Below are 25,119 nucleotides of genomic sequence, written 5' to 3' on the forward strand. Positions count from 1 at the left end.
TTTTCAGTTCATTATCTAAATGGATAACTACGAAGATTGAAATTGAAAAGGCCGATCCTTTTCCAATAAATTACTCTCCAAAAGTTTCGTCGCCTTCGGGGTCAACTGCCAAAGCATGCGCTGACGATCATCTCGACCCGACTGAACAATCCAATCATTTTGACGCATTTGCATTTTGATACTGTGCAAAGCACGAATATTAATTTGCGAGCGCGCAACAGCATGGGCACGAGGCATTTCTAGACGTGCATCATTCAAACCAGTTTCGTTTAAATACTCATTTATGCGTTTGGAGAAATACTCTTCAGGAGTGGGGTGAATAAAGGTTGTCCCCAAAACCGAGAGTAATTGCGCCCAAGTCATCTGCTTTTGAATTTTCAGCTCTTTAAAATTGCCATCTTGATAGGCATGCATCCGATAATCAAATGCAAAAAATTCATGCATAGCCACTTTGGGTAAAGACAAAAATGGATCGACTTCACGTTTACCCGCTTCAGTTTCCACTTGCACCAATTTGGCTTTGAGTTTATCAATTTCGTCATGCAACACTTGGGTATTTTGCGGACGTACCCAACCCGATACAGGATAGCGCTCCAGCATTTGCGTCATATTCAAGCGCACGGCCATTTCCAAGTCACGCATGGTGCGATAAGTGAAAACCTGATCGACTTCGTTTTGCAGCAGTTTCCGAAACTCTTTGAATTTTTCACGCAGCTCAGCTTTGTCGTCATGTAAACATAACTCACGTGCATCGGGATCATCATGCATAAATACAATAATCGGCTTTTGTTTGGTGACCGCATAAATATATTCAAGGTGCATATATCCCACCCCTGACACGGACTGTTCGCCATATTTGCTGCCCAGCAACAATATAACGTAGTCACAGTCATCGATCTGACGGCGTGCAAAAGCCGTTGAAAGTGGTGTCCGTTGTTCTAATCCCCAAGAAAAAAATCCCATGCCCACTAAAGTTTGGGCCAAAATGATCCGCTCTGGTTGCATCTCGCTTCCAGAGGTGGTTATAAACACTTGATAACGCTTATCGAGCATCGGTTATCCTCATTATTCTTCGCAGCATCCAATCCCCCAAATTCTATTAGATAGACACTGCGACTAACTCAAGCATATTAGGTTGCAATTTTTGACTATATATCAAAATACTCGATTTATTTGTTTATAAATTAATCAGATATATTTGAAATAGTCCAATTTAGTTCTGGTTCAAGCAAAAGTTGTAAGATAGGTCTCAAACTTTCTGCATTATTTCCACTGACATAACATTCAATTCGAACATCACCATCATGATTTTGTTCAAATAATAACTCATTTTTGATTAAAATACGGGCTGTTTGTCGTGCAACTGCCAGTCCAGAGTCAATTAATGTCAGTTTCTGACCAAAAATAGATTGTATCGCTATTTTCAAAAAAGGGTAATGGGTACAGCCTAAAACTAAGTAATCTGCACCCTGATCAACAACCGGTTGTAAAATATCTTTTAACGTGGCTAAACATGCCGCACTCATCTGTGCGCCGCTTTCAACAAAAGGCACTAAATCTAAGCAGGTCACTGGAATCACTGTGACTCCCGAAGGCTGTGCAAACTTTTCCACCACATCTTTAATCAGCTGCCCGCGAAAGGTCGCAGGGGTCGCTAGAACAGCCACAGTCTTGGATTTGCTTTGCAATACCGCAGGTTTTAGGGCAGGAACAAGGCCGATAATCGGGAAGTTGTCGCCATAGTGCTCGCGTAAATAATCCAAACTAAAGGCTGAAGCGGTATTACAGGCCACAACTGCAACTTTACAGCCTTTGCGGTAAAGCCACTCAATCGCTTGCGCAGTCAATTCTCGAATATTTTGATCATCGCGCGGCCCATAAGGCACATGTGCGGTATCGGCAAAATAGATAAATCGTTCATGCGGTAAATGCTTGGCAATTTCTTGAGCGATGGATAAACCGCCTATTCCCGAATCAAATATCCCGATTGGCGCATTGGTTGTCGCTTTTGGCATGGGGTTGATCAGAGGAAATAAGGGCTGAATGGCACTCATGAGAACTCGTTGCAGTATAAAGTTAAAAGATCAATCAAGCTTAAACCTCAGGTGCCTAATTGCAATAGCAAATCACCACTTTGTAAGCACAGTTTGACCTGACCCTCCGCATCGTCGCTTAGCTCACCCATTTCCACCAAATGAAAAAAAGCCGCACGTTGAATCAGTGCATTGATGCCAAAGCGGACATGCACATAAGGGCGTAGCTCCCCTTGGAAGGCACGCATAAAAATGGGATGGTCTTCATCAACAATCACCACATCATGCGTGGTCGTGGTCAGCTGTAGGTAGATTTTTCCTGCAATTTCGACTTGATCGACCTGATTGACAAATAAAGGCTCATCTTCAACCTTGATTTCAATCTGCTCGACCGGAGTTTTGAGATAAAACTTATCTGCTTCTTTCCAAAGTACCGTTGCAAACAACTCAATCATGGCTGGACGTTTGATCAATTGACCTTCGTGCCACCATTCTCCATTGGTTAAAACCTTCAAATCCATTGCGCCACAATGCTTTGGGTGCCATTGATCTAAAGGGGGGATTGACCTTTTGTGACCGGACTGTCCATCTTTTATGTATTGTGCAATATCGGTTAAGTTTTTATTATCAGCAATAGCTACTTTTTTCGTCGGATTTGCTGAGTTGTGCTGCTTATCCATAAAATTCATGCCTGTCTGACGGAAAAATAATATGATTCAGCCAATTGGCTAGAACTCGGTTTAAACCTATACTAGCTCACAATATAAAAGACACGATGATAAATTTTGTGTCTGGGAACTAAGAACACTCATGGCAGCACCGTTCTTTGAGTCAAAACGGTTGCCACCTTTAACCATATGAGGAGTCCTACATGGAACACATCGAACGTGAATCGATGGAGTTTGACGTAGTCATCGTTGGCGCAGGCCCTGCTGGCCTTTCTGCTGCGATTAAAATTCGTCAACTTGCAATTGAAAACAACCTTAATGATCTGTCCGTTTGTGTCGTAGAAAAAGGCTCTGAAGTTGGTGCGCATATCCTTTCAGGTGCTGTGCTCGAACCGCGTGCGATCAATGAGTTGTTCCCAAATTGGAAAGAAGAAGGCGCGCCTTTAAATGTTCCAGTAACTGAAGATAAAACGTATTTCTTAATGTCTGCTGAAAAGTCACAAGAAGCGCCGCACTGGATGGTTCCTAAAACCATGCATAATGATGGCAACTATGTGATTTCACTTGGTAACGTAGTGCGTTGGTTAGGCCAAAAAGCTGAAGAATTAGAAGTTTCTATTTTCCCAGGTTTTGCTGCATCTGAAATTCTTTATCATGCCGATGGTACCGTTAAAGGCATCCAAACTGGTGATATGGGAATTGGTAAAGATGGTGAACCAACGCATAACTTTACCCCAGGCTATGAACTACATGCCAAATATACGATTTTTGCTGAAGGCTGTCGTGGTCATTTAGGTAAGCGCCTGATTGCCAAGTTCGATCTCGATAAAGATGCAGACCCGCAACACTATGGTATCGGTATCAAAGAACTCTGGGAAATTAACCCTGCAAAACACAAACCAGGTTTGGTGATGCACGGTGCAGGTTGGCCTCTAGCTGAAACCGGTTCTTCTGGTGGTTGGTGGTTATATCACGCTGAAAACAACCAAGTTACTTTGGGTATGATCGTAGATTTATCTTACGAAAACCCACACATGTATCCATTTGCAGAAATGCAACGCTGGAAAACGCATCCACTGATTAAACAGTATCTTGAAGGCGGTAAGCGTATTTCTTATGGCGCACGTGCTGTTGTCAAAGGCGGTTTGAACTCTCTGCCGAAGTTCACCTTCCCAGGTGGTTCTTTAATTGGTGATGATGCAGGCTTCCTAAACTTCGCTAAAATTAAAGGCTCTCACACTGCCATGAAATCGGGCATGTTGTGTGGCGAAGCGGTATTCGAAGCGATTCAAGCTGGCGTTGAAAAAGGTGGTGACCTTGCCATTGCACGTGTGCTTGAAGGTGAAGACTTCTTTGCAAAAGAGTTAACCGCTTACACAGACAAGTTCAACAACAGCTGGTTAAAAGAAGAGTTATATCGTTCTCGTAACTTTGGCCCAGCAATGCACAAATTTGGCACGTTCGGTGGTGGTGCATTTAACTTCATCGATCAAAATGTATTTAAGGTCCCGTTTACACTGCATGACTTAGTGCCTGACTTCAGTACACTGAAAACTGTAGATGCAGCAACAGTGAAACCGAACTATCCAAAACCAGATGGTAAGTTGACCTTTGACCGTTTATCTTCAGTATTTGTATCGAATACGGTGCATGAAGAAAATCAGCCAGCACACTTGAAACTGACCGATGCTTCTATTCCTGTAAATGTAAACCTACCAAAATGGGACGAGCCAGCTCAGCGCTACTGCCCTGCTGGTGTTTATGAAATTATGGAAGAGAACGATGGTTCTAAGCGTTTCCAAATTAACGCGGCTAACTGTGTGCACTGTAAAACGTGTGATATTAAAGATCCATCTCAGAACATTACTTGGGTAACTCCTGAAGGTGGTGGTGGTCCGAATTACCCGAATATGTAATTCCTTGCGACACGGTAAAGCGGTTGCTTTGCTAACCGTGTCTCATAACCGAATATGTAATGTTAAAACGGGCTTGCGCTGAGGCGCATTTTCGAGCAAGTAATCACTTTTAGATTAAAAAAAATCCCTTCAGCACTGAAGGGATTTTTTTAATTAATAGGCATCTGACTTTTTGCTAAAAACCATCACTGTTGGCCCTATCGCGGTATGTCCAACCCCATGATCTTGATAAATTTCAATCCGATAATCGTCACACTGATAGACATATTTATTTTCAGCTTGTTTCCAGCCGTTTTGCGCCACCTGAAAGCGTTTTAATACTCGACTTTTAAAAACATCTAAATCGGTTTCATACGTCGCAAGAGGCCCATCTAGAAAACTTAAACTGTATGAAATAATCATTTTAGAATGCGGATCGTAACGAATATGCTGAACCCAGCTCACACCAGCTTTTTTAATTTGTGTATCTACACCTTGTGCAAATTCAAACTGATAATTATCGCCCCCTAAAATAACCGTTTTTGCGGTGGGATGATGCTGTTGAAATTCACGAATATGCTGTCCAATTTTTAAACCTGCAACATTCATCGTACCTACAGGAACTTCACAAGATTTTGCCCAAGAAATTGAACAAAATAATGCAAAAACATGAGCCAATAAGAACACATTTATTCTTTTCATTCTGATTTCCTTGGATGAACTTGATTTCTTTTTCTTTACTCAAGCACATTTTAAAAGGCTAAGACAAATGTCCTAACCCTTTTTAACTAAATAATGAAATTCTTTATTGCCGTTTTCGTCTAAGCGCTCTTCTTGTAGCAAAAGTTCATGCCCAAGATGCATACAAAATTTCGGAATATCCCATGAAGTTGAATTGTCCGTTGCAAACACCTCCACTACATCTCCAGATTTAGACTTGCGAATGGCTTGATGCAACATCATCACAGGTTCTGGACAGCGTAAACCACGGGTGTTTAATTGGATGCTAGGGCTCACTTCCAAATCAGACATATATAAACTCAAAAATTTAAAAACTTGCCAATTTTAACACAACAGCCCATTTCGCATATCTGTTTGCATAGCTTGATGGCAGATGAACCTCGTATTTAAAAGTATTGATCTAATCATTCATGCAATCCTTGCTTAATTACAATAGACAACTGTGTTTTCTACGGTATGATAAAATTAAGTTTTTTAGATATTAAGAGTCTTTAGGAAAGATCATGCACGAGGAATCAGGCCCGTCGTGGGGAATGCGTGGCTTACGCAAATGGTTAGGTACCGCGCCAGAAACTCGCGATGAACTGTTAAAGTTAGTTCAAGATTCACGTCGTTTTTTAGAACCCGATACTGTTGCGATGTTAGAAGGCGTATTAGACCTTCCAGCAACCAAAGTCCGCGAGGTCATGACACCGCGTACATCGATGATCAGCCTACAAGAAGATGATGAGTTACTCGACATTTTGCATACTCTGGTTGAGTCGGCACATTCACGTTTCCCTGTCTTTTCATCCGATCAACCAGACAATGTCGTGGGCATTTTATTGGCCAAAGACTTATTGCCTTTTTTGACTGAACCAAACAATAAAGTGGATATACGTGCGCTGATGCGCCAACCTTTATATGTCCCTGAAAGCGCACGCTCAGACCAAGTGCTTCGCATGTTGAAAAACACCCAAACGCATATTGCAGTGGTAATTGATGAATATGGCACAACCTCAGGTTTAGTGACGTTAGAAGATATTTTGGAAGAGATCGTCGGTGAAATTGAAGATGAACACGACAAGATCGATGAAGAAGCGGAATATATTATTCCCGACAATGACCCAACGACCGCAAATACGTGGCTGGTTCAAGCACTTACACCAATCGAACACTTTAACAATCTTTTAGATGCAGACTTTTCTGATGATGAGGTTGAAACTGTGGGCGGTTTATTGCTTCAAGAAATTGGTTTAGTGAGTGATTTGCAAGGTCAGGTGATTGATCTTGAAAATTGGGAATTTACCATTGTAGAAGCAGATGCACGTTCTATTCATCTGATTCGAGCCGTTCGTAAATGAGAGCTTACTTTGACAAACTGTTAACCCCCAATCCACAACAAAAACAGTTACCTTTAATTTATCCGCTTCTAATTGCCTTATTTTCAGGGTCGGCCTTTAGTTTTGCACTAGCCCCTTATCATTATTGGTGGTTGGCAATCTTATCCCCTGCACTGCTCTATGCCACTTTACGTAAACGCAGTGCAAAACAGGCCTTTGGAATTGGTTGGGCCTATGGTTTTGGCCTATGGTTCGTGGGGGCTTTTTGGCTCTACACTTCCATTCATGTCTATGGCGATACCAATAGTGCTTTAAGTGTCGGGATGATCGGCATTATGGCCTTGGCCATGGGCCTATTCACGGCTGTCCAAAGCTTTATTTACCGCCGTTTTTTCCCTGAAACGCCACTGACCTTCGCTCCGCTTTGGGTGCTTTTTGAATGGGCAAAAACCTGGGTTTTCACAGGCTTCCCATGGCTGTTTGCGGGCTATGCCTTTACCGAACGCTTACTGGATGGGTATGCGCCATTATTTGGTATCTTTGGGGTGTCGTTTGTAGTCTTGGTCTTAGCCTGCGCACTGGTCGAAGTTTTAAACCGTCGCGTCTTCTGGGTCATCCCCTCTGCTTTATTGGTGCTTGGTGCATGGGGCGCGTCAAAAATTGAATTCGTCTCCGCAAAAAATACACCGCCATTATCGGTTTCTTTAATTCAGGGCAATATCCCACAAGACTTAAAATGGCTCACTGAGTATCAACTGAAAACACTTGGAATCTATGCGGATTTGACCAAAACAGAATGGGGACGAGACCTCATTGTTTGGCCTGAATCCTCTATTCCGATGTTCCAAAGTGATATCGAACCCTTTTTAGCTGCAATGACGGCACAAGCCAAGAAAACCAACACGGCGTGGGTCACCGGTATTCCATACTGGGATATTTCAGGCTCTGAAGAGGCAGGTCGCCCCCTGTACTACAACAGCATTATGGCCAATGGTGCTGAAGCCGAAGGACTCTATAAAAAGCAACGTTTAGTGCCTTTTGGTGAATATATTCCACTATCTGGTTTACTGAAATGGGTGTTGCCTGCCATGCAGAATGATCCGTCGATGAGTGGTTTTTCGCGTGGCGAACAACAGCAACAACCGCTTTCTATTCATCAGCAGCATTTAGGTGCAGCCATTTGCTATGAAGTGGCTTATCCGAACTTGACGCGTCGTAATGCCAGCCAAAGTGATTTCTTGGTGACAGTTTCCAATGATGCATGGTTTACGGGAACCGCAGGCCCTTTACAGCATTTACAGATGGTGCAAATGCGTGCCAAAGAAAATGGACGCTGGTTTATCCGTGCCACCAATACAGGCGTAACTGCATTTATTGACCATCAAGGGCATATCGTAAAACGTGCTCCGCAAGATGTGGCAACCGTGCTTCGTGGCGAACTGCCTGCTATGCAAGGTCAAACGTTATATACCCGTTTAAGTGACTGGCCAATTTTAGGTTTTTCAGTCTTTTTACTGATCTTGGGCTGGATCTATCGTCCACGTAAAGTCGATGTATCGTTTAAGTCTCGTCGATAGTTGCTATTGTTGGATCAGACTGTTCCAAAGAAAAACCCAAGCTGAGCTTGGGTTTTTCTTTTTCAGCTACAGTAGCTTGGTGCCTACTGGAACATCTGTATCAGGCACACAAAGTACCACACCTGCGTCTGAATCATGAAAGCCTGTCACTAAGCACTCAGACTGGATAGGACCAATTTGTTTGTTTGGAAAGTTAACCACTGCCACCACTAATTTACCCAATAACAGTTCAGGTTGATAACGCTCAGTAATCTGCGCACTCGATTTCTTAATGCCAATTTCATGACCAAAGTCGACATGTAAAATATAAGCGGGCTTACGTGCTTGCCCAAACACTTCGGCCTGAATAATACGCCCGACTCGGAGCTCGACTTTTAAAAAATCCGCCCAATCAATCTGTTCCATATTTCACTCTATATTTATATTTTCTACAGTATAGGGAGCGAACACGAGGATCACATACAACGAAACAGACAAGCGATCCTATCTTTCCGCCATTCTTCATGACGCAATAAAAAACCGAGCGTATGTGCTCGGTTTTTATCACAACTATAAATGTCAGTATTAAATTTGACCGACCAAATAGGACACCATACCGGCTAAAAAGAGCATCGGGGTATAACGATATAACATGACCACTTTTTGTTCTAATGCTGTAATCTGCACTTGATCGAGTGTGGGTACGGTTGCTTTTAACGCAGACCAAAAGCTCAAAACCGCCCATGTGCTGAACAGACTGATTGCAAAGAAACCCACCACAATTTGGCTGCTGCCTTCAGTCGACTGCCACACACTTAAAATACCTTGAGCAACAGGAAGCATACTCAAAATCAAAAGAACAGATTTGAGCATCGACCAATGGAATTGGCTCATTTCATCCAACAAGGTTAATGCTTTCATTCTATTCTCCTCAGGCAAATCAGTTGCCATTGAGAACATTATGCAAGGATTTAAATAAATAAAAAGCCTATTTTTATCCATAATTTACATTATTTGTAATCAACAAATATGGGAATAATTCTTATTATAAATCTCAGCTGATGTTTATTATATTTAATATTTTAAAATCATAATCTTAGATATTAATTTTAAATTAAGATGTATTATCATTACAGTCCACATTGACATAACCTATGCACTGTAATGATATATTCAATTAAACCCAATATATAATAATTCTCAATTAAGGTTGATACTGAATATCAGCATCGGCTTCTTCACCACCTTGCTGTCCATCTGCGCCAAAAGAATATAAATCAAATGGTCGTCCATCAGTCCCAGGTGCAACATATTGAATGTCATTATCCCAACTGTCTTTCGGATATCCACCTTTCACATAACCGCCTGGCAACCAATTTTTTGCAGACTCAGGCTTATTCACCAAAGCGTCGAGTCCACCCTCTTGCATCGAAGGGTATTTATCATTGTCCAATTTATATTGATCCAATGCCGCAGCAACCCCTTTAAGGGTAATGACAGTGGTATCAACTTTGGCTTTTTCACCGCGTCCCATCACATTGGGTACAATTAAGGCTGCCAACACACCTAAAATAACAATCACTACCATGACTTCAATTAAGGTAAAGCCTGAAGCTTGGCGTCTATAGATTTTTGATTGCATGTGAATTTTCTCTTCCATCTTATATTTTTAAAATTAAATCATGTTGTTCATGTTGACGATCGGCAGCATCACTGCGATCACAATCACCAAGACAATGCTTGCCATCAGAACCAACATCAGTGGCTCAAGTAAAGCCAGCAAGGTCGATATGAGCGTTGTCACCTCTCGGTCTTGCATGGTCGATGCGCGCTCCAACATCCGATCCAATTCACCCGATGTTTCACCACTTTTAATCATTTGTACCATCATCGGTGGGAAATAACCACTGCGCTCCAACTGGGTCGCAAGGTTTCCACCTTCGGTCACTTTTTCTGCGGCATGATTGACCGCATCGCGAATCACCCAGTTATTACTCACCGCCGCGCCAATTTTTAATGCATCCACCAAGGGCACACCCGACTGGGTCAAAATCGACAAGGTACTGGCAAAACGTGCGGCATTTATACCACGTGAAAGTTTACCGAATAATGGCAATTTGAGCGTTAAACGATCAAAGGCATAATGCCCTGCGGTGGTTCTTAAAAATCGCAGTAATAAGCCGATGCCGAGTACACTGCCTACCAATAAAAATGGCCATGCCACTCGAATAAAATCACTGGCTTTCATTAGTGCAACCGTAATCCATGGCAAGGCATCTTTGCTTTGGTCAAAGGTTTTGACAATGTCAGGCACCACATAGGTCATAAGTCCCATCACGATGGCAAAAGACATCAGCATTAAAATAATCGGATAAATCATCGCGCCTTGGATTTTCTTTTGCATAGCAAAGCGATTTTCGGTGTAGTCTGCCAGCTGATCTAAAATTAAGTCTAAATGTCCTGAACGTTCGCCAGCGGAAATCGTGGCAATGTACAACTCTGGAAAGCGTCCAGATTGCTGTAAGCCTTGCGCCAAAGAGTGACCTTCCAATACTTTAGAGCGCACTGACATCAATAGATTTTGTACATGCGCTTTTTCTGACTGCTTTCCGACCGCACGAATGGCTTCTTCCAGAGGAATGGCCGCCGCTACAAGTACAGAAAGTTGACGTGTCAATAAGGCCAAATCATAGGCGGTAATTTGTTTTTGAAACCATGTTTTACTGCTGTGCTTATCTTTTTGTTCAACAGGATCAACCGAGACTGGAATCAGCGCTTTATCACGAAGTTGTTGCCGAATTTGACGCGCTGAATCCCCTTCGAGCACGCCTTTTTGCTGCTTTCCTGCGGCATCGAGTGCGGTAAATTGATATGCTGGCATGTTTACGCTTTCTAATTGTCCATTTAGTCATTTGGCGCTGTTGCATGTCGGCACCAAAATCATTCATATTCTAAGTTATAAATTATGTCATCACTCTAACACAACTCATTCATCGCACAACGACAATTTCATCAGGACATTTTGAGCTTTTTATGCCAGAAAATACACTTTCCACCACACCAAGCTACCGTATCCGCGTGGCTGTTCCCGTTTATCTATATGACTGTTTTGACTATAGTTTAACGGCTGAACAATACCACCAAGCTGAAGTGGGTGCACGTGTGGCTGTCTCATTTGGTCGCCAAAATGTGGTCGGTGTCATTGTTGAGAAACTCACTGATGAGAAACCACTCGATTTAGGCTTTAAACTTAAAGCCATAACTGAGTTGCTCGATGACAACGCTATTCTAGATGCTAAAGTTTTAAGTTTATTGACATGGTCAGCGCAATATTACCAATTTCCCATTGGTGAAGTGATGCATGCTGCTTTGCCCAGCTTTTTACGCCAAGGCAAACCTTATAACCTATTGGCGCGGATGTGGAAGCTGATCGATGATCATGCCGAAGACAAATTAAAGCGTTCTGAAAAACAACAAGATGCCTATAAAATTTTAAAGCTGCATCCCACCGGAACTTCTGAAAACATTTTAAATTTGGCTGGCATTGAAACTGCGACCTTAAAAGCCTTAGAAAAAAAGAAAATCGCCCAGTGCATACTTGAAGCCCAAGACTTTAAACCGCAAGCCATGACACTGGCGCAAATGCCCCTCACGCCCAATGATGAACAAAAGCGTGCCATTCAAAACATTCTCAAAGCTCGTCATAGCTACCATGCTTTCTTACTGGATGGTTTAACCGGTAGTGGGAAAACTGAAGTCTATTTGCAAGTCATGCAAGAGGTTTTAAAACAAGGCAAACAAGTCTTGGTATTAGTGCCTGAAATTGGTCTCACCCCACAAACAGTGAGCCGTTTTCAGTCACGTTTTCACTGTCATATTGCGCTACTACATTCAGGTTTAAATGATTCTAAGCGCCTGCAAGCCTGGCAAAGCGCACAAACGGGCAAAGCTTCGATTGTGATTGGCACACGTTCTGCCATCTATACCCCCCTTCCGCATTTGGGTTTGATTGTCTTAGATGAAGAGCATGACTTATCTTTCAAGCAACAAGAGGGTTTCCGTTACCATGCTCGTGATGTGGCTTTATACCGTGCACACTTAGAAAACTGTCCGATTATCCTCGGTTCTGCAACGCCAAGTATCGACAGTTATGCATTGGTCGAACAAGGTAAAATGACTCGTTTGGAGTTGGACCAACGTGCAGGTGTGGCCGTGATGCCGAAAATGCATGTGATCGATCTGAAAGTGGCACAAAAACAAAATGGCATCAGCCAACAACTGATTCATGAAGTACAAAAGCGCTTAGATAAAAAAGAACAGGTGCTGATTTTTTTAAACCGTCGCGGCTATGCGCCTGTGTTGATTTGTGAAAGTTGTGGCTGGCAGGCCAAGTGCCCACATTGCGATGCCAATTTTACCGTGCATCGACAGCCCTATCAGCATTTGCACTGTCACCACTGCGGCACCATCCACCGCATGCCTGAACACTGCCCGCAATGTCAGCATAGCGAACTGAAACCAATTGGTTTAGGCACCGCAAAAGTTGAAGAAAACCTACAAGAACTGTTCCCAAATTTTGACGTAATTCGGGTGGATCGTGACTCGACCAGTCGAGTCGGCAGCTGGCAAAAAATCTATAACAAGATTCAGAAAAGTGAACCCATCATTTTGCTCGGCACCCAAATGCTGGCCAAAGGACATCACTTTCCTTATGTGACTTTAGTGGCGATTTTAGACATCGACTCAGGCCTACTCAGTGTTGACTTTCGTGCCACAGAACGTACTGCACAGCTCGTCATCCAAGTCGCTGGACGTGCTGGGCGTGGCGAGAAAAAAGGCGAAGTCTATTTACAAACTCTACGTCCAGACCATCCTTTGCTGAATACCCTGCTGGAATCGGGCTATCGTAGCTTTGCCAAGCAAACGTTGAAAGAGCGTAAAGCTGCATGGATGCCACCTTATCGCTATGCGGCTTTATTGCGCTGTGAATCCAAAGACCAAGAACTGAACCAAAGCTTTTTACAAGAGCATGCACAAGCATTGCGCCAAGCCTCAGAAAACAGTATTGATATTTGGGGGCCAATTCCTGCGCCGATGGAACGTAAAGCAGGCCGCTATCAAGCGCATATGGTACTACTGTCCAAAGACCGTGCAAGGATGCATTTTTACATTCGTCAGTGGTGGCAAAATGTCTGGCACAACAAACCGCATGGTATGAAATTGAGCCTTGATATTGATCCACAAGAGTTAAGTTAAGACTTGACGTGAATAAGGTTTAGACCTGAGTCGCGTTCTCCCTTAAACTTCCAACATAAAGAAAAAAATTTAGGACAGGGCAATGTCTCTACTGCTTCAAATCACCCTCTTTTTAGCTACGGCACTGATGATCGTTCCGTTGGCAAAACGGCTGGGGATTGCCACGGTACTCGGCTATTTATTCACGGGTATCTTACTCGGCCCCAGTGTATTAAATGTCGTCCATGACCCTGAAGACATCCATAAACTCGCTGAATACGGCGTGATTTTCTTGATGTTCATTATTGGACTCGAACTTCGCCCGCAACGTTTATGGGAAATGCGTAAATCCATTTTTGTGATGGGCAGTTTACAAGTAACACTCTGCGGCGTGCTACTGGCGTGCATCGTCTTTTTTGCCCTGCAACAACAGATTGCAGCCAGTGTCGTGATTGGTTTTGCCCTTGCCCTTTCTTCTACCGCTTTTGTGCTACAGCTTTTAAGCGAAAAACAGCAGCTCAATACCACTTTTGGTCAGCAGTCCTTTTCCATTTTACTCTTTCAAGATATTGCCGCGATTCCGCTGATTGCGATTATCCCCCTTCTTGCGGGAACAAACTCAACCCATCATGGCGTGGCCTACTTTGCAGCAATTGTGGCCACCTTTACAGGCTTGTTTTTATTTAGCCGCTATCTCATGCGCCCTTTTTTCCGCTTTGTGGCTAAAAGTGGCGCGCATGAACTGATTACTGCAGTCGGTTTGTTTATTGTCTTAGGCGTAGTCGCGCTAATGGATGTCTTAGGCATCAGTACCACCTTGGGCGCATTTTTAACTGGGGTACTTCTAGCTGACTCTGAATTCCGTCATGAACTGGAAGCCAGTATTGCCCCATTTAAAGGTCTACTTCTCGGTCTATTTTTCATGACCGTCGGGATGAGCACGCAAGTTTCGCTCCTGTGGGAAAGCCCAAGTCTGATTATTGGCGGTGCATTATTGCTGATGTTGGTCAAACTACTGGCCTTAACGGCCATCGCTCGCTACTTCGAGTTTTCATGGCGCAATAGTTTGATGCTGGCCACTTGTTTGGCACAAGGCGGTGAGTTTGCTTTTGTGGTGCTCAATGTTGCCATGAGTGAACACGTGATTACGCAAGCCATTTTAGAGCCGATCAATTTGATCGTGACATTGTCGATGATTCTAACGCCTATTCTGTACTGGCTGATGAGTTCGTGGATGGTGCCTCTATTCGAGAAAGAAACTACACCTGTCTATGATGAGATTCCTGAACAGCATAACCCGATGATCATTGCTGGCTTTGGCCGTGTCGGACAAATTGTGGCACGACTAGTTCACTTACAGCACCAAACCTTCACGGCGATTGACAGCAATATCGACAAGGTCGATTTCGTTCGCAACTATGGCGGAAAACTCTACTATGGTGATGCCACTCAACCCGATATCCTGCGTGCAGCCGGTATCGAACATGCCAAAGTGTTTGTACTAGCCATCGATGATATTGAAGACTCCATGAATGTGGCACGCCATATCCGACTCAATTATCCAGATTTAAACTTGCTGGTCCGTGCCCGTGATCGACATCATGTGCATTTGTTACGTGACTTAGGAGTGGAACATATTTGGCGTGAAACCTATTTATCGTCTTTAGGGATGGCCTATTTTGCCCTGCGTAATCTCGGAATTGCAGAACAAGATGCTTATAAGAGCATTGAGTTATTTCGAGATTATGATGAAAAACTGCTCGCACAGCAGCAAAGTATTTATAACGACGAACAGAAAGTGTATGAAACACATCGTAATGCTCTAGCCGAATTAGAACACTTATTTGAAAGTGATACGCAGCTCCGTCAAAGTCCTGTTGGTGTTGACCTACAACGCGAGTTACAACATGACCGAATAGATGTCACACGGGATGAAGTAAAATGACTTGTGTTTTACAATATCGTCACCATTAAGACAGGATATTGGAGAAATTTATGTCTGATTTGCGTCAACGCTTTTATATTGAAGATAGTCCTGTTCGTGGTGAAGTGGTTCATCTAGAAGAAACCCTACAAACCATCTTGGCGCAGCGTGATTATGCACCTGCAGTCCAAGTGCTGTTAGGTGAAATGCTTAGTGCCACGGCATTACTTGCCAGTACTTTAAAAATTAAAGGCCGTATTAGTTTACAAATTCAGGCTTCAGGTAGTTTCAAATGGGCCATGGCTGAATGTAATCACCTTGGTGAAGTACGTGCCTTGGCGGATTATGAAGCAGATCCTCGCTTTAATGCTGCCGACAGCAGCAGTACGGTATTGAGCACCCTCATTAGCCCTGTACTCTTTATTAATATTGAGCCCGAATTTGGTGAGCGTTATCAAGGGATTGTGGCTTTAGACAAGCCAAATCTTGCAGGTTGTTTAATGCAGTACTATGACCTGTCTGCCCAAATTCCAACGCGTATCGTTTTGGCCAGTTCAGCCCAGCGTGCTGGCGGTTTACTTATTCAGCTGTTACCACGTAACAGTGAAGAGGAACAAGAACGTGTCGACCAAGACTTATGGCCACGTCTGACCATGTTGACTGAAACGCTCAAAATCGAAGAGTTAACCGATTTAGAGTCCAGTGAAATTCTTTACCGTTTATACAACGAAGAAGAAGTACGCTTACCTGAAGTTGAAGTACTGAAATTTGGCTGTACCTGTTCTAAAGAACGTTGTGCTCAAGCGCTTGAACAAATTGGCGCTGAAGCCGTTCGTGAAACGCTAGAACATCAAAACCCGATTACCATGGATTGCCAGTTCTGTAACACGCAATACAGCTTTAGTGCAGAAGAAGCCTTGGCTTTATTTGGTGAACACTTAAGCTAAGCACGTCATGTGCAATAAAAAAAGAGCAGCTGAAATGCTCTTTTTTTATGCCTTTGTTCTCATAAAAATAAGATAATTCAAATGATTCATCACTTTTATTCATAGATATTTCACTGGTCACACCGCTTAAATTTCGTTATAAATAAACCCATAATTTTTATATGTCTTTATTTTTCTCTTCCATTGGGGTTTTATCATCATGAAATTTTCTTGCGGCCTTTTCGTACTCAGCAGTTTATGCGCCTTCTCCAGTTTTGCAGCCACCGATCCCTTGGTCGGCAAATGGAAAACTATCGATGATAAAACAGGATACTCTCTCAGTGACGTTATGATTGAAAAAGACAAAAACAATAGCTATAAAGCAGTCATCGTAAGTACGCGCGAAATTCCAGGTGCGGTAAAAATAGAAAACTGTAGCAAGTGTGATGGGGTCAATAAAAATCAGCCCATCGTCGGCATGACAACGCTCAGCCATTTGCAGTTAGACAATCCCAAAGATTTGACCTATAGCCATGGAAAGTTCCTCGACCCTTTCACAGGGTTACGTTATGACGCATATGCACGACTCAGCAATAATGGTAAGCACTTACGAATTCGAGGAACGTCGACCGAAAATGGCGGTGGGCGTAACATCACATGGGTCAAATATTAAGTATTCCTCATCCATCAAAGCCCCTTTCATCGGGGCTTTTTTTTTGTCATGTTTTGAAACAATAAGGAACATATCTTTACTGTTGAAATCTGCTGAAAGGCTGAATAATGATTAAAACTTAATCAATTTATTTAATCTTATTTATGCCGAAGAACCATTATGAAATACTCGGTTTAACGCGAGATGCGACCGCCGAACAAATTAAAAAAGCCTATCGAAAATTGGCACGTAAGTATCATCCCGATGTCAGTAAGGAGCCTGATGCTGAGGCACGGATGCAAGAATTAAATGTCGCCTACGACACCTTAAGTGATGAAACAAAAAAAGCTGAATATGACTTTGAACTCGATCATCCGCAAGGCTCACAGCAATTCAACCCCAATGCAGGCTTTGGCGGTTTTGAAGAGGCATTTCGTAATACCCAAGGCGGACAACAGGCACATGATTTTTCAGGATTTGAAGACTTATTTGGGCGTTTTGGTTCAGGTTTTGGAGGATCAAACTATCAATATCAACGCCAAAATAGCACCCGCCATAAAGGCGAAGACCAACATGCGCGTTTAGAGGTCGATCTTGAGGTTGGATTCCACGGTACCACCCAAACTATTACCTTACAAATTCCTACTTTAAATGCCTATGGTGAAGCGGAAATTCAGCGCAAAACGCTGGAAGTTAAAATTCCCAAAGGCATGAAAGAAGGGCAACAAATTCGCTTAAGTGGTCAAGGACAGTCAGGTATTCAGGGTGGTGAGAATGGCGACCTGTATATCGAAATTTATTACAAAGATACGGAGACCACACGCGTTGAAGGAGTTGATGTCTATCACCAACTGAATATCAGTCCTTGGGAAGCCGCTTTGGGGCAAAGCATCACCGCCGCGCTACCCAATGGTCGGACATTACAAATTCAAATTCCGAAAAATGCCAAAACGGGGCAGCAACTCCGTTTAAAAGATCAGGGGATTCCAGCCAAAACGGCAGGACATTTATATTTAATTTTAAACATTGTTCAACCTCCTGCGCAGAGTGAGCAAGAACAGCAAGCCTACCAAGCCTTTGCTGAAGCCTTCCCTCACTTTAAGCCGCGTCAGTCTTAAGGAGAAAATTATGACGACTATTCAATATCGTGAAATTATTTTAGACGGATGTCGACACGCTGAAATTGTTGATGAACAACATAGCTTTGATTTAAAGCATTTTGCTGAAGCCTGCGGACAAAGTCCTGAATGGGTTTTACAGCTGTTGGAATATGACATTCTGCCTAACCGACCCGATAACCGCATTCACCAATTTTTTGGTGATGATGTCTCACGTGCACGGCGAGCCTATCGCTTACAACGTGACTTTGATGCCAGCTTTACTGCAGTCGCAATGATGCTGGATTTGATTGAGGAAGTTCAAAAACTTCGTCGTGAAGTAAAACATTTACATCTCACTGACCCAGTTCAAACGACTCAACACTAGTTCTATAAAGAAAGATTGGCGCGTGCCTTTCTTTCTTTTTTTTATTTTTGAATAAGAGGATTAGACGGCAACCATGAAACTCAAAGTTTGTAATAAAAAGACTAAGCTCATGTTTCCTGAATACCGAGACATGATTCAACAGCTTAGAGAAGACAATCCGCATTTTTCTAAAATGTTTGACGACCATGAAGCTCTCGATCAGGAAATTTGTTTACTCGAACAAGACCCTGTCAGGATTCATCGTGGAGAGATTGAGCCCCTCAAACGGAAAAAGTTGTTCATTAAAGATCAGCTTTATCGGATTTTAAAAGGAGCCCAGTTAAAAACCTCTTAAATTAAATCTCCCTGCGACGCCCATATATCCGAATAATAAATTGAACAAGGATAGCGTCAGCATGTAAAGAAACACCTTAAAGCCCATTTGCTTTAATGGTCTATGTGTAAAATCACCGAATTATTTTAATTTGGTGATTTTCTCTAAATCTTTGATGGTGCCCTTCACGGTTTGCTTGATCGGCTCATAATCGATAAACCAAAACAAATTCATATGTTGATCCGCATGCTGTTGTGCCAACATATCAATGACACTTTTTTCGCCACGCCCGACCAAATGACGTCGATAAAAATAATACAGCAGAATCAATGTCGTCATTAACATGATACCCAACATGATCCAAAACCCTGTTGGGGACTTCAGCCCCGGAATAAACTCGAAGTTCATACCATACACCCCTGTCAACAAGGTTAGCGGCGCAAAAATCGCGGTAATAATGGCTAAAATCCGCATGTTTTCATTGGTTTGATTGGCAATGGCTGAAAAATGTAGATCGATAGCTGCTTGCACTGCATTTCTCAAGCGAATGGTATGCTTTTGAATACGTTCAATATGACTGGTTAAATCATCGACACGTACCAACATGATGTCTTGTTTTTCGCTACGCTTTTTCCCTTTCAAGTGCGAATAATTATCGACAATTTCATCACGCAATTCCTGCAAAGTCTCGATTTGTTCTTCGCACAAATTTTCCACTTGTTGGAAAGCCATATTCTCTTGCAACAGTTGATGCCACTTGGTAAAACGACGATGGCCTTGTAAAAGCTCTTGCTGCCAAAACTCCACTCGACGCGTCAGCGGAACACGTAAATCAAGATAACCATCTACCATATTATTGAGCAGTCTCAAGGTCAAATCTAAAGGCGTTGCGGGTAATTTTCGTGGTTTATTATGTTCTTCAATCGGACGGCTCAACACCGTTTCCATACGCTGAATATAGCTTTCAACTTCTTTATTGCCCTGCTCTCTAACCGTAATCAAGACTTGCGGCGTAAGCATAAAGCTAATCGGGGTCGTCGCCAGACCAAAGACCCGTTCATGTTTTTCAGCCGCTTGCGTATCAAGCTTGATTTGATCATCAGGTGTGATCAGCTTACGAAAGATCAGCAAGTCGTAATCTTCCAAAGTGTCAAAGGCACAAGGGTGTTCTAAATTGAGAATATCGCGCAGATGATATTCATTCATCCACAGTCCCGTTGCCGCATAAATGTCCTGCTGCCAATGTTCTGCCCGATTAACCACATCGTCACGGCTACACTCCACCCAAATAAACTCGGCTTCCTGCTCTGCAATTGGCTGTTTCTGCACATAGGTATGCTGTGCGGTGGGATGTTGATAGAAATAATAGCTTTGCATATCTCATTTATTATTGTCTGTCTTAGCCAGCATGATGCCATAAAAAAAGCCCTGAGCAAGCCAAAGTTTACATTGGCCAAGCTCAGGGCTTTTTAAGACAACTCAATTCACATGGCAAACACCATGTGAATTGACAAGAGATTAAACTTGTTCGATGTCTTTCATTGTCAATTTGATACGACCACGGTTGTCTACATCCGCAACTTGTACCTTAATTTCTTGACCTTCTTTCAACACATCTGCCACGTTTGCAATACGCTCGTTCGAGATTTGTGAAATGTGAAGTAAGCCATCAGTACCTGGAAGGATGTTTACAAACGCACCGAATTCAACGATACGAATGACTTTACCGACGTAAATCGTACCTGGTTCAATTTCAGCAGTCAGTGCTTGGATTTTTGCAACTGCAGCAGCAGCAGCAGCTTTGGTTTCACCAAATACACGAACGGTACCGTTGTCTTCAATATCAATTGCAGCTTTGGTTTCTTCGGTAATAGCACGGATGGTCGCGCCACCTTTACCAATCACGTCACGGATCTTGTCTGGGTTGATGTTGATCACTTGGAATGTCGGTGCATGCATTGAAATTTCAGGGCGAGCACGTGAAATCACTTGGTTCATTTCATTCAAGATATGCATACGACCCGCATACGCTTGGTTCAATGCCGCTTCCATGATTTCTTCAGTGATACCTTCAATCTTGATATCCATTTGAAGTGCAGTAATACCGTTCGCAGAACCGGCTACTTTAAAGTCCATGTCACCTAAGTGATCTTCGTCACCTAAGATGTCAGAAAGAACTGCGAAACGCTCGCCTTCTTTCACTAGACCCATTGCAATACCTGCAACTGGCGCTTTCAATGGAACACCTGCATCCATAAGTGATAATGAAGCACCACATACTGAAGCCATTGAAGATGAACCGTTTGATTCAGTAATATCCGATACAATACGAATTACGTACGGGAAGCGATCAGCCGCAGGAAGAACCGCTTGAACACCACGACGCGCCAAACGACCATGACCGATTTCACGACGCTTAGGACCAGATTCACGCCCCGTTTCACCGACAGAGTATGCAGGGAAGTTATAGTGCAACATGAAGTTGTCAGTTTTAGTACCAGCTAGGGTATCAACCATCAACGCATCACGTGTATTACCTAAAGTCGTTGTTACCAATGCCTGAGTTTCACCACGTGTGAACAATGCAGAACCGTGAGCACGGCCTAATACGCCCACTTGAACGTCAATTGCACGTACAGTTTTTGTATCACGACCATCAATACGTGGCTTCCCAGACAAGATGTTGTCACGTACCGTACGGTATTTAAGGTCTTCGAATAATTCGTCAACTTCAGCAGCAATGCCAGTTTCATCTTCTTCAGGAACAAATTGAGCAACAGCTTCAGCGTGAAGCGCATCTAATGCTGCATAACGGTCTTGCTTAACAGCAATTGTGTATGCTTCAGAGATTTTCGCTTCGAATGCTTCTTTCAATTTACCAAGAAGTTCTTCATTTTTAACTGGCGCAACCCAAGTAGATTCAACCGCACCCGCAGCTGCAGCAAATTCTTTAATTGCTTGAATTGCAATTTGCATTTCGTCATGACCGAAAAGTACAGCGCCTAACATTTGGTCTTCAGAAAGTTCTTTCGCTTCAGATTCAACCATCAATACAGCAGCTTCAGTACCTGCAACCACAAGGTCAAGATCAGATTCTTTAAGCTGTTCTAAAGTTGGGTTAAGGATGTATTCACCGTTGATTAAACCAACACGTGCGCCTGCGATTGGGCCTGCAAATGGAACACCAGCAATAGACATCGCAGCTGAAGCCCCCAACATTGCAGCGATATCGCCTTCCATGGTTTTGTCAGAAGAAATAACAGTCGCTGTTACTTGGATTTCGTTGTAGAAACCTTCTGGGAACAATGGACGGATTGGACGGTCAATAAGACGTGAAATTAAAGTTTCAGCTTCAGACTGACGACCTTCACGCTTACCGTAACCACCTGGGATACGACCTGCTGCATATTGTTTTTCTTGGTAGTTAACAGTCAATGGGAAGAAGTCTTGGCCTGCTTTTGCTTTTGGTTGAGCAACGATTGCAACAAGAACCTGTACACCACCCATGGTGATCACAACAGTGTTTGCTTGACGAGCAACACGACCAGTTTCTAAAACAACCGTGTGTTGACCATATTGGAATTCTTTACGAATAATATTAAACATAGACATGTATTTTTCTTTCCTGATTTTTATTCTAGTGGAGACCCCTAAGGTTTGGCATTCACATTGCCATTTCAGGCAACTGTATAAATGACAAAGCTTAGAAGCCGACCTCACCAGAGACTAAAAATATGATTTTAAGACACAAAGAAGGAGCGAAACATTCGCCCCTTCCCCATTACCTCACAGAAGCAAGGTAGACTTTCTTTTTCAGTAATAAAGCATTCAAAATGCGATAGTCCGAAAATAAAAGTTTAATCGAATTAACGACGTAAACCTAAAGCAGCAATCAAGTCGCTGTAACGAGTAGCGTCTTTACCTTTAAGGTAATCAAGAAGCTTACGACGTTGGTTAACCATACGGATAAGACCGCGACGGCTATGGTGGTCGTGTTTGTGCTCTTTGAAGTGACCTTGTAAATCATTGATTTGAGCAGTTAAAAGAGCTACTTGAACTTCTGGTGAACCAGTGTCGTTTTCAGCGCGAGCAAATTTAGCAATGATCTCTGCGCGATCTGCGTTTGTTAAAGCCATTCGATTTCTCCGAGATGCTTATAAGTTACATTTGATACAAATCAAATTGATTCTTCAAAACCAAGTTGACTGCCGTGCATCACTACAGCAAGGCACTATTTTAAGGGATCTAGCGCTATATTGCAAAAATGTTTTATGTTCGCAGTCAATTCAGCAACTGACGGCTTTGCACAAATCATGCACAATCATGACAATTCTGATTTTCAGTATCAGGCTCAAATCCAATAAAAACGAAAAATAGAGAGAAATTTGTGAAAATTTTATCTGCCAATACCTGTTATGTCCCTCATGACCTCAACCACGTGATTCGTTCTAAGAATGAGGTCTGCGCTACCTTGGGTGGCATGAATGACGCACAAATTCAGAGCATTTGGGCCAGTTTAGAGTCCCTATATAAAACAGGAAACTACCCTTTCATCAGCCTCTGTTTACGTCGTCAGGGACAAATATTGTTAAACCGCAGCATTGGTTATGCGCAAGGTAACTCAGCCGATGGTTTAGCGGCAGATGCGAAAATTGGCACACCCGACACCCCAGTTTGCTTATTTTCCGCCTCTAAAATCGTTACAGCTATGCTGATTCATATGTTGGATGAACACGGCGATCTGAATTTACTCGATCCGATTAGCCACTATATTCCCGAATATGGCGTAAACGGTAAGCGTCGTGCCACCATTTTCCATTTGCTCGCTCATCGTGGTGGCATTCCTCGCATTGACAGTAAAGTCACACCTGAACTGTTGTTTAATCAAGATCAAATTTTAGAACGTCTTTATGCTGCACAACCCGTTTCAGCTTCGGGAACACATCTGGCGTATCATGCCGTGACGTCAGGTTATATTTTAGGGGAAATTATCAAGCGGGTAACAGGTCAAACAGCCCGCGAATTTCTTGCTGAAAATATCGAAAAACCCATGGGCTTAGATTATTTTAACTATGGCCTAAAACCTGAGTATCGAGCGGATGTCGCTTTAAACTATGCCACAGGTCTACATCCACGTTTAGGCACAGACCATTATCTCAATCGGGTACTGGGCGGTGGTTTACAGTTGGCCGTCGATGTGACCAATGATGCACGCTTTATGGACACGATTTGCCCAGCGGGCAACATTTATACCAGTGCGGAACAAGCTGGACGTTTCTTTGAAATGCTCTTGAGTGGTGGCGAATACCAAGGCAAACAAATCATGAGTGCCCAAACGGTATTTCGCTCGACCTTGGCCACGTCAGGAGTCAATTTAGATCGGACATTATTAGTCCCGATGCGTTATGCCTTAGGCCCAATGTTAGGGAGTAATCCTATTGGGTTATTTGGACCCATGACTGGGCAAGCCTTTGGACATCTCGGGTTTTCCAATATTCTCTGCTGGGCCGATCCAGAACGTGATATTAGTGTATCGCTATTAACCACAGGAAAATCTGTCGTCGGCACCCACTTGCCGGCTTTAGCGAAAACGCTTTATCAAATCTCAAAGAACTGTCCCAAAATCGTAAAGCACCAACGTCGCTCCTTATTTGCAACCGATCGAAGCGAAACAGACTTAGTCTGAGCATAAAAAAAAAGCCCAAGTAAACTTGGGCTTTTTTGCGCTGTAGTGTTCTTTTATTTTTGTTCTTGTTGTTTTGGTTATCATTATAATAATGCGCTTTTCCGCGTCTTGTATTAAACATTCCATGTTTAATTATTTACGTCCTTATGTGACACATTTTGCCACACAGAACTAAAGAGAAAAGTCGTATTTTGCTCGTCTCTATGTAAGCGATTGCTTACATAAACTCCTCATTTTCTCCATTATTCAACTTAAATCCCTCTAAAAAATGCAGTAGTAAAAATTTAATAAATCAAAAACAGGTACTTAAAGACATAAGAACTAAATTTAAAAAAGCATAAGCCGTGCAATACTGAGACAGTATCTCTTCAATATTCAATCTATAACTGTATTTTATGCTTCAATGAATGAATGGCTATTTTTTGTCACATTTTGCCAATTTATCAGATATAAAAAAGCCTTGTAGTCTCTCCCAAAACTACAAGGCTTAGCGGCTGTAAGTTTCCTCTTTCACCTACTTCACTGTAAGTTCACTGTCTACTGACGTTATTATTATCTTTTTGCGATTATACCCAACATTCCGTGTTGAACTCTTTATGTGAAGCCATCTTCTCAAAATCCTCAGCAAAGCTCTATGCGCAAATCTCCTGAATCCCTGTAAGCCATTTCGTACAAAGCTCCTA

At 42.7% G+C, this 25,119-nt stretch carries 23 protein-coding genes; 11 read left to right on the forward strand and 12 right to left on the reverse strand.

Features of this window, described 5'->3' with window-relative positions; all coding sequences use genetic code 11:
* Positions 1-27: 27 nt before the first annotated feature.
* The 3 genes from AXW61_RS15640 to AXW61_RS15650 form a co-directional block, all read right to left on the reverse strand.
* Complete coding sequence (locus AXW61_RS15640) at positions 28-1,053, reverse strand: DUF4062 domain-containing protein (RefSeq protein ID WP_062035112.1); 1,026 nt, start codon at positions 1,051-1,053, stop codon at positions 28-30.
* 131 nt (positions 1,054-1,184) lie between these two features.
* A complete protein-coding gene (gene murI / locus AXW61_RS15645; RefSeq protein WP_010325803.1) occupies positions 1,185-2,054 on the reverse strand; it encodes a glutamate racemase in 870 nt (289 codons plus the stop codon).
* Between the two features lie 47 nt (positions 2,055-2,101).
* Positions 2,102-2,713, reverse strand: coding sequence for a DUF1285 domain-containing protein (locus tag AXW61_RS15650; protein WP_010325802.1), 612 nt, complete (start codon positions 2,711-2,713; stop codon positions 2,102-2,104).
* Positions 2,714-2,904: 191 nt separating this feature from the next.
* Here AXW61_RS15650 and AXW61_RS15655 point away from each other — a divergent pair, with 191 nt between their 5' ends.
* Positions 2,905-4,617, forward strand: coding sequence for an electron transfer flavoprotein-ubiquinone oxidoreductase (locus AXW61_RS15655; protein ID WP_010325801.1), 1,713 nt, complete (start codon positions 2,905-2,907; stop codon positions 4,615-4,617).
* 153 nt (positions 4,618-4,770) lie between these two features.
* Here AXW61_RS15655 and AXW61_RS15660 read toward each other — a convergent pair whose 3' ends face one another.
* Complete coding sequence (locus AXW61_RS15660; protein ID WP_062035114.1) at positions 4,771-5,298, reverse strand: hypothetical protein; 528 nt, start codon at positions 5,296-5,298, stop codon at positions 4,771-4,773.
* A 72-nt stretch (positions 5,299-5,370) separates the two neighbouring features.
* Positions 5,371-5,628 (reverse strand): sulfurtransferase TusA, encoded by a 258-nt coding sequence (tusA, locus tag AXW61_RS15665; protein WP_004692640.1) that lies wholly within the window; start codon positions 5,626-5,628, stop codon positions 5,371-5,373.
* 212 nt (positions 5,629-5,840) lie between these two features.
* Between tusA and AXW61_RS15670 the strand changes: the two genes are divergently transcribed.
* Positions 5,841-6,680 (forward strand): CBS domain-containing protein, encoded by an 840-nt coding sequence (locus AXW61_RS15670; RefSeq protein ID WP_004978829.1) that lies wholly within the window; start codon positions 5,841-5,843, stop codon positions 6,678-6,680.
* Positions 6,677-8,236, forward strand: coding sequence for an apolipoprotein N-acyltransferase (gene lnt / locus AXW61_RS15675; protein ID WP_062035116.1), 1,560 nt, complete (start codon positions 6,677-6,679; stop codon positions 8,234-8,236). Before AXW61_RS15670 ends, lnt begins: the two co-directional genes overlap by 4 nt.
* A gap of 66 nt (positions 8,237-8,302) precedes the next feature.
* On the opposite strand, the gene AXW61_RS15680 is transcribed toward lnt, so the two are convergent.
* The 4 genes from AXW61_RS15680 to gspF all read right to left on the reverse strand — a co-directional run bounded on the left by AXW61_RS15680 (position 8,303) and on the right by gspF (position 11,096).
* Complete coding sequence (locus AXW61_RS15680) at positions 8,303-8,641, reverse strand: tRNA-binding protein (protein ID WP_062035119.1); 339 nt, start codon at positions 8,639-8,641, stop codon at positions 8,303-8,305.
* 159 nt (positions 8,642-8,800) lie between these two features.
* Positions 8,801-9,136 (reverse strand): hypothetical protein, encoded by a 336-nt coding sequence (locus tag AXW61_RS15685; protein WP_062035121.1) that lies wholly within the window; start codon positions 9,134-9,136, stop codon positions 8,801-8,803.
* Positions 9,137-9,419: 283 nt separating this feature from the next.
* Positions 9,420-9,857, reverse strand: a complete 438-nt coding sequence (gene gspG / locus AXW61_RS15690) for a type II secretion system major pseudopilin GspG (protein ID WP_062035123.1) — start codon at positions 9,855-9,857, stop codon at positions 9,420-9,422.
* A 33-nt stretch (positions 9,858-9,890) separates the two neighbouring features.
* Positions 9,891-11,096 (reverse strand): type II secretion system inner membrane protein GspF, encoded by a 1,206-nt coding sequence (gspF, locus tag AXW61_RS15695; protein WP_062035125.1) that lies wholly within the window; start codon positions 11,094-11,096, stop codon positions 9,891-9,893.
* A gap of 152 nt (positions 11,097-11,248) precedes the next feature.
* On the opposite strand from gspF, the gene AXW61_RS15700 reads away from it, so the two are divergent.
* The 7 genes from AXW61_RS15700 (at position 11,249) to AXW61_RS15730 (ending at position 18,771) form a co-directional block, all read left to right on the forward strand.
* The gene (locus AXW61_RS15700) at positions 11,249-13,471 is read left to right on the forward strand and encodes a primosomal protein N' (RefSeq protein ID WP_062035127.1); all 2,223 of its coding nucleotides are present in this window, start codon (positions 11,249-11,251) and stop codon (positions 13,469-13,471) included.
* 82 nt (positions 13,472-13,553) lie between these two features.
* A complete protein-coding gene (locus AXW61_RS15705) occupies positions 13,554-15,395 on the forward strand; it encodes a monovalent cation:proton antiporter-2 (CPA2) family protein (protein ID WP_062035129.1) in 1,842 nt (613 codons plus the stop codon).
* 50 nt (positions 15,396-15,445) lie between these two features.
* Complete coding sequence (locus AXW61_RS15710; protein WP_062035131.1) at positions 15,446-16,321, forward strand: Hsp33 family molecular chaperone HslO; 876 nt, start codon at positions 15,446-15,448, stop codon at positions 16,319-16,321.
* 199 nt (positions 16,322-16,520) lie between these two features.
* Positions 16,521-16,973, forward strand: a complete 453-nt coding sequence (locus tag AXW61_RS15715) for a DUF2147 domain-containing protein (RefSeq protein ID WP_062035133.1) — start codon at positions 16,521-16,523, stop codon at positions 16,971-16,973.
* A gap of 143 nt (positions 16,974-17,116) precedes the next feature.
* On the forward strand, positions 17,117-18,070 hold the full coding sequence (locus AXW61_RS15720) for a DnaJ C-terminal domain-containing protein (protein ID WP_062035135.1): 954 nt from the start codon (positions 17,117-17,119) through the stop codon (positions 18,068-18,070).
* A 10-nt stretch (positions 18,071-18,080) separates the two neighbouring features.
* Positions 18,081-18,437, forward strand: a complete 357-nt coding sequence (locus tag AXW61_RS15725) for a chaperone modulator CbpM (protein ID WP_004978810.1) — start codon at positions 18,081-18,083, stop codon at positions 18,435-18,437.
* 73 nt (positions 18,438-18,510) lie between these two features.
* Positions 18,511-18,771, forward strand: a complete 261-nt coding sequence (locus AXW61_RS15730; protein WP_004692664.1) for a YdcH family protein — start codon at positions 18,511-18,513, stop codon at positions 18,769-18,771.
* A gap of 120 nt (positions 18,772-18,891) precedes the next feature.
* Here the strand turns inward: AXW61_RS15730 and AXW61_RS15735 are convergent, their stop codons facing one another.
* The 3 genes from AXW61_RS15735 to rpsO form a co-directional block, all read right to left on the reverse strand.
* Positions 18,892-20,127, reverse strand: a complete 1,236-nt coding sequence (locus AXW61_RS15735) for a magnesium transporter CorA family protein (RefSeq protein ID WP_004978806.1) — start codon at positions 20,125-20,127, stop codon at positions 18,892-18,894.
* A gap of 141 nt (positions 20,128-20,268) precedes the next feature.
* A complete protein-coding gene (pnp, locus tag AXW61_RS15740) occupies positions 20,269-22,356 on the reverse strand; it encodes a polyribonucleotide nucleotidyltransferase (RefSeq protein WP_171057586.1) in 2,088 nt (695 codons plus the stop codon).
* Positions 22,357-22,616: 260 nt separating this feature from the next.
* Positions 22,617-22,886, reverse strand: coding sequence for a 30S ribosomal protein S15 (gene rpsO / locus AXW61_RS15745; RefSeq protein ID WP_004692669.1), 270 nt, complete (start codon positions 22,884-22,886; stop codon positions 22,617-22,619).
* A gap of 251 nt (positions 22,887-23,137) precedes the next feature.
* Here rpsO and AXW61_RS15750 point away from each other — a divergent pair, with 251 nt between their 5' ends.
* Entirely contained in the window at positions 23,138-24,436 is a 1,299-nt protein-coding gene (locus AXW61_RS15750; protein ID WP_062035137.1) for a serine hydrolase domain-containing protein, read from the forward strand.
* Positions 24,437-25,119: the final 683 nt, after the last annotated feature.

The organism is Acinetobacter sp. BMW17 (assembly GCF_001592855.1).
Classification (GTDB): Bacteria; Pseudomonadota; Gammaproteobacteria; order Pseudomonadales; family Moraxellaceae; genus Acinetobacter; species Acinetobacter johnsonii.

Coding starts and splice junctions, on each gene's coding strand:
- AXW61_RS15710 (WP_062035131.1), top strand. CDS start 15,446: ATGTCTGATTTGCGTCAACGCTTTTATATTGAAGATAGTCCTGTTCGT.
- AXW61_RS15725 (WP_004978810.1), top strand. CDS start 18,081: ATGACGACTATTCAATATCGTGAAATTATTTTAGACGGATGTCGACAC.
- AXW61_RS15720 (WP_062035135.1), top strand. CDS start 17,117: ATGCCGAAGAACCATTATGAAATACTCGGTTTAACGCGAGATGCGACC.
- AXW61_RS15715 (WP_062035133.1), top strand. CDS start 16,521: ATGAAATTTTCTTGCGGCCTTTTCGTACTCAGCAGTTTATGCGCCTTC.
- AXW61_RS15705 (WP_062035129.1), top strand. CDS start 13,554: ATGTCTCTACTGCTTCAAATCACCCTCTTTTTAGCTACGGCACTGATG.
- murI (WP_010325803.1), bottom strand. CDS start 2,054: ATGAGTGCCATTCAGCCCTTATTTCCTCTGATCAACCCCATGCCAAAA.
- AXW61_RS15685 (WP_062035121.1), bottom strand. CDS start 9,136: ATGAAAGCATTAACCTTGTTGGATGAAATGAGCCAATTCCATTGGTCG.
- lnt (WP_062035116.1), top strand. CDS start 6,677: ATGAGAGCTTACTTTGACAAACTGTTAACCCCCAATCCACAACAAAAA.
- AXW61_RS15670 (WP_004978829.1), top strand. CDS start 5,841: ATGCACGAGGAATCAGGCCCGTCGTGGGGAATGCGTGGCTTACGCAAA.
- AXW61_RS15700 (WP_062035127.1), top strand. CDS start 11,249: ATGCCAGAAAATACACTTTCCACCACACCAAGCTACCGTATCCGCGTG.
- AXW61_RS15655 (WP_010325801.1), top strand. CDS start 2,905: ATGGAACACATCGAACGTGAATCGATGGAGTTTGACGTAGTCATCGTT.
- gspG (WP_062035123.1), bottom strand. CDS start 9,857: ATGCAATCAAAAATCTATAGACGCCAAGCTTCAGGCTTTACCTTAATT.
- AXW61_RS15680 (WP_062035119.1), bottom strand. CDS start 8,641: ATGGAACAGATTGATTGGGCGGATTTTTTAAAAGTCGAGCTCCGAGTC.
- tusA (WP_004692640.1), bottom strand. CDS start 5,628: ATGTCTGATTTGGAAGTGAGCCCTAGCATCCAATTAAACACCCGTGGT.
- AXW61_RS15730 (WP_004692664.1), top strand. CDS start 18,511: ATGAAACTCAAAGTTTGTAATAAAAAGACTAAGCTCATGTTTCCTGAA.
- AXW61_RS15660 (WP_062035114.1), bottom strand. CDS start 5,298: ATGAAAAGAATAAATGTGTTCTTATTGGCTCATGTTTTTGCATTATTT.
- gspF (WP_062035125.1), bottom strand. CDS start 11,096: ATGCCAGCATATCAATTTACCGCACTCGATGCCGCAGGAAAGCAGCAA.
- AXW61_RS15650 (WP_010325802.1), bottom strand. CDS start 2,713: ATGGATAAGCAGCACAACTCAGCAAATCCGACGAAAAAAGTAGCTATT.
- rpsO (WP_004692669.1), bottom strand. CDS start 22,886: ATGGCTTTAACAAACGCAGATCGCGCAGAGATCATTGCTAAATTTGCT.
- AXW61_RS15640 (WP_062035112.1), bottom strand. CDS start 1,053: ATGCTCGATAAGCGTTATCAAGTGTTTATAACCACCTCTGGAAGCGAG.
- pnp (WP_171057586.1), bottom strand. CDS start 22,356: ATGTTTAATATTATTCGTAAAGAATTCCAATATGGTCAACACACGGTT.
- AXW61_RS15735 (WP_004978806.1), bottom strand. CDS start 20,127: ATGCAAAGCTATTATTTCTATCAACATCCCACCGCACAGCATACCTAT.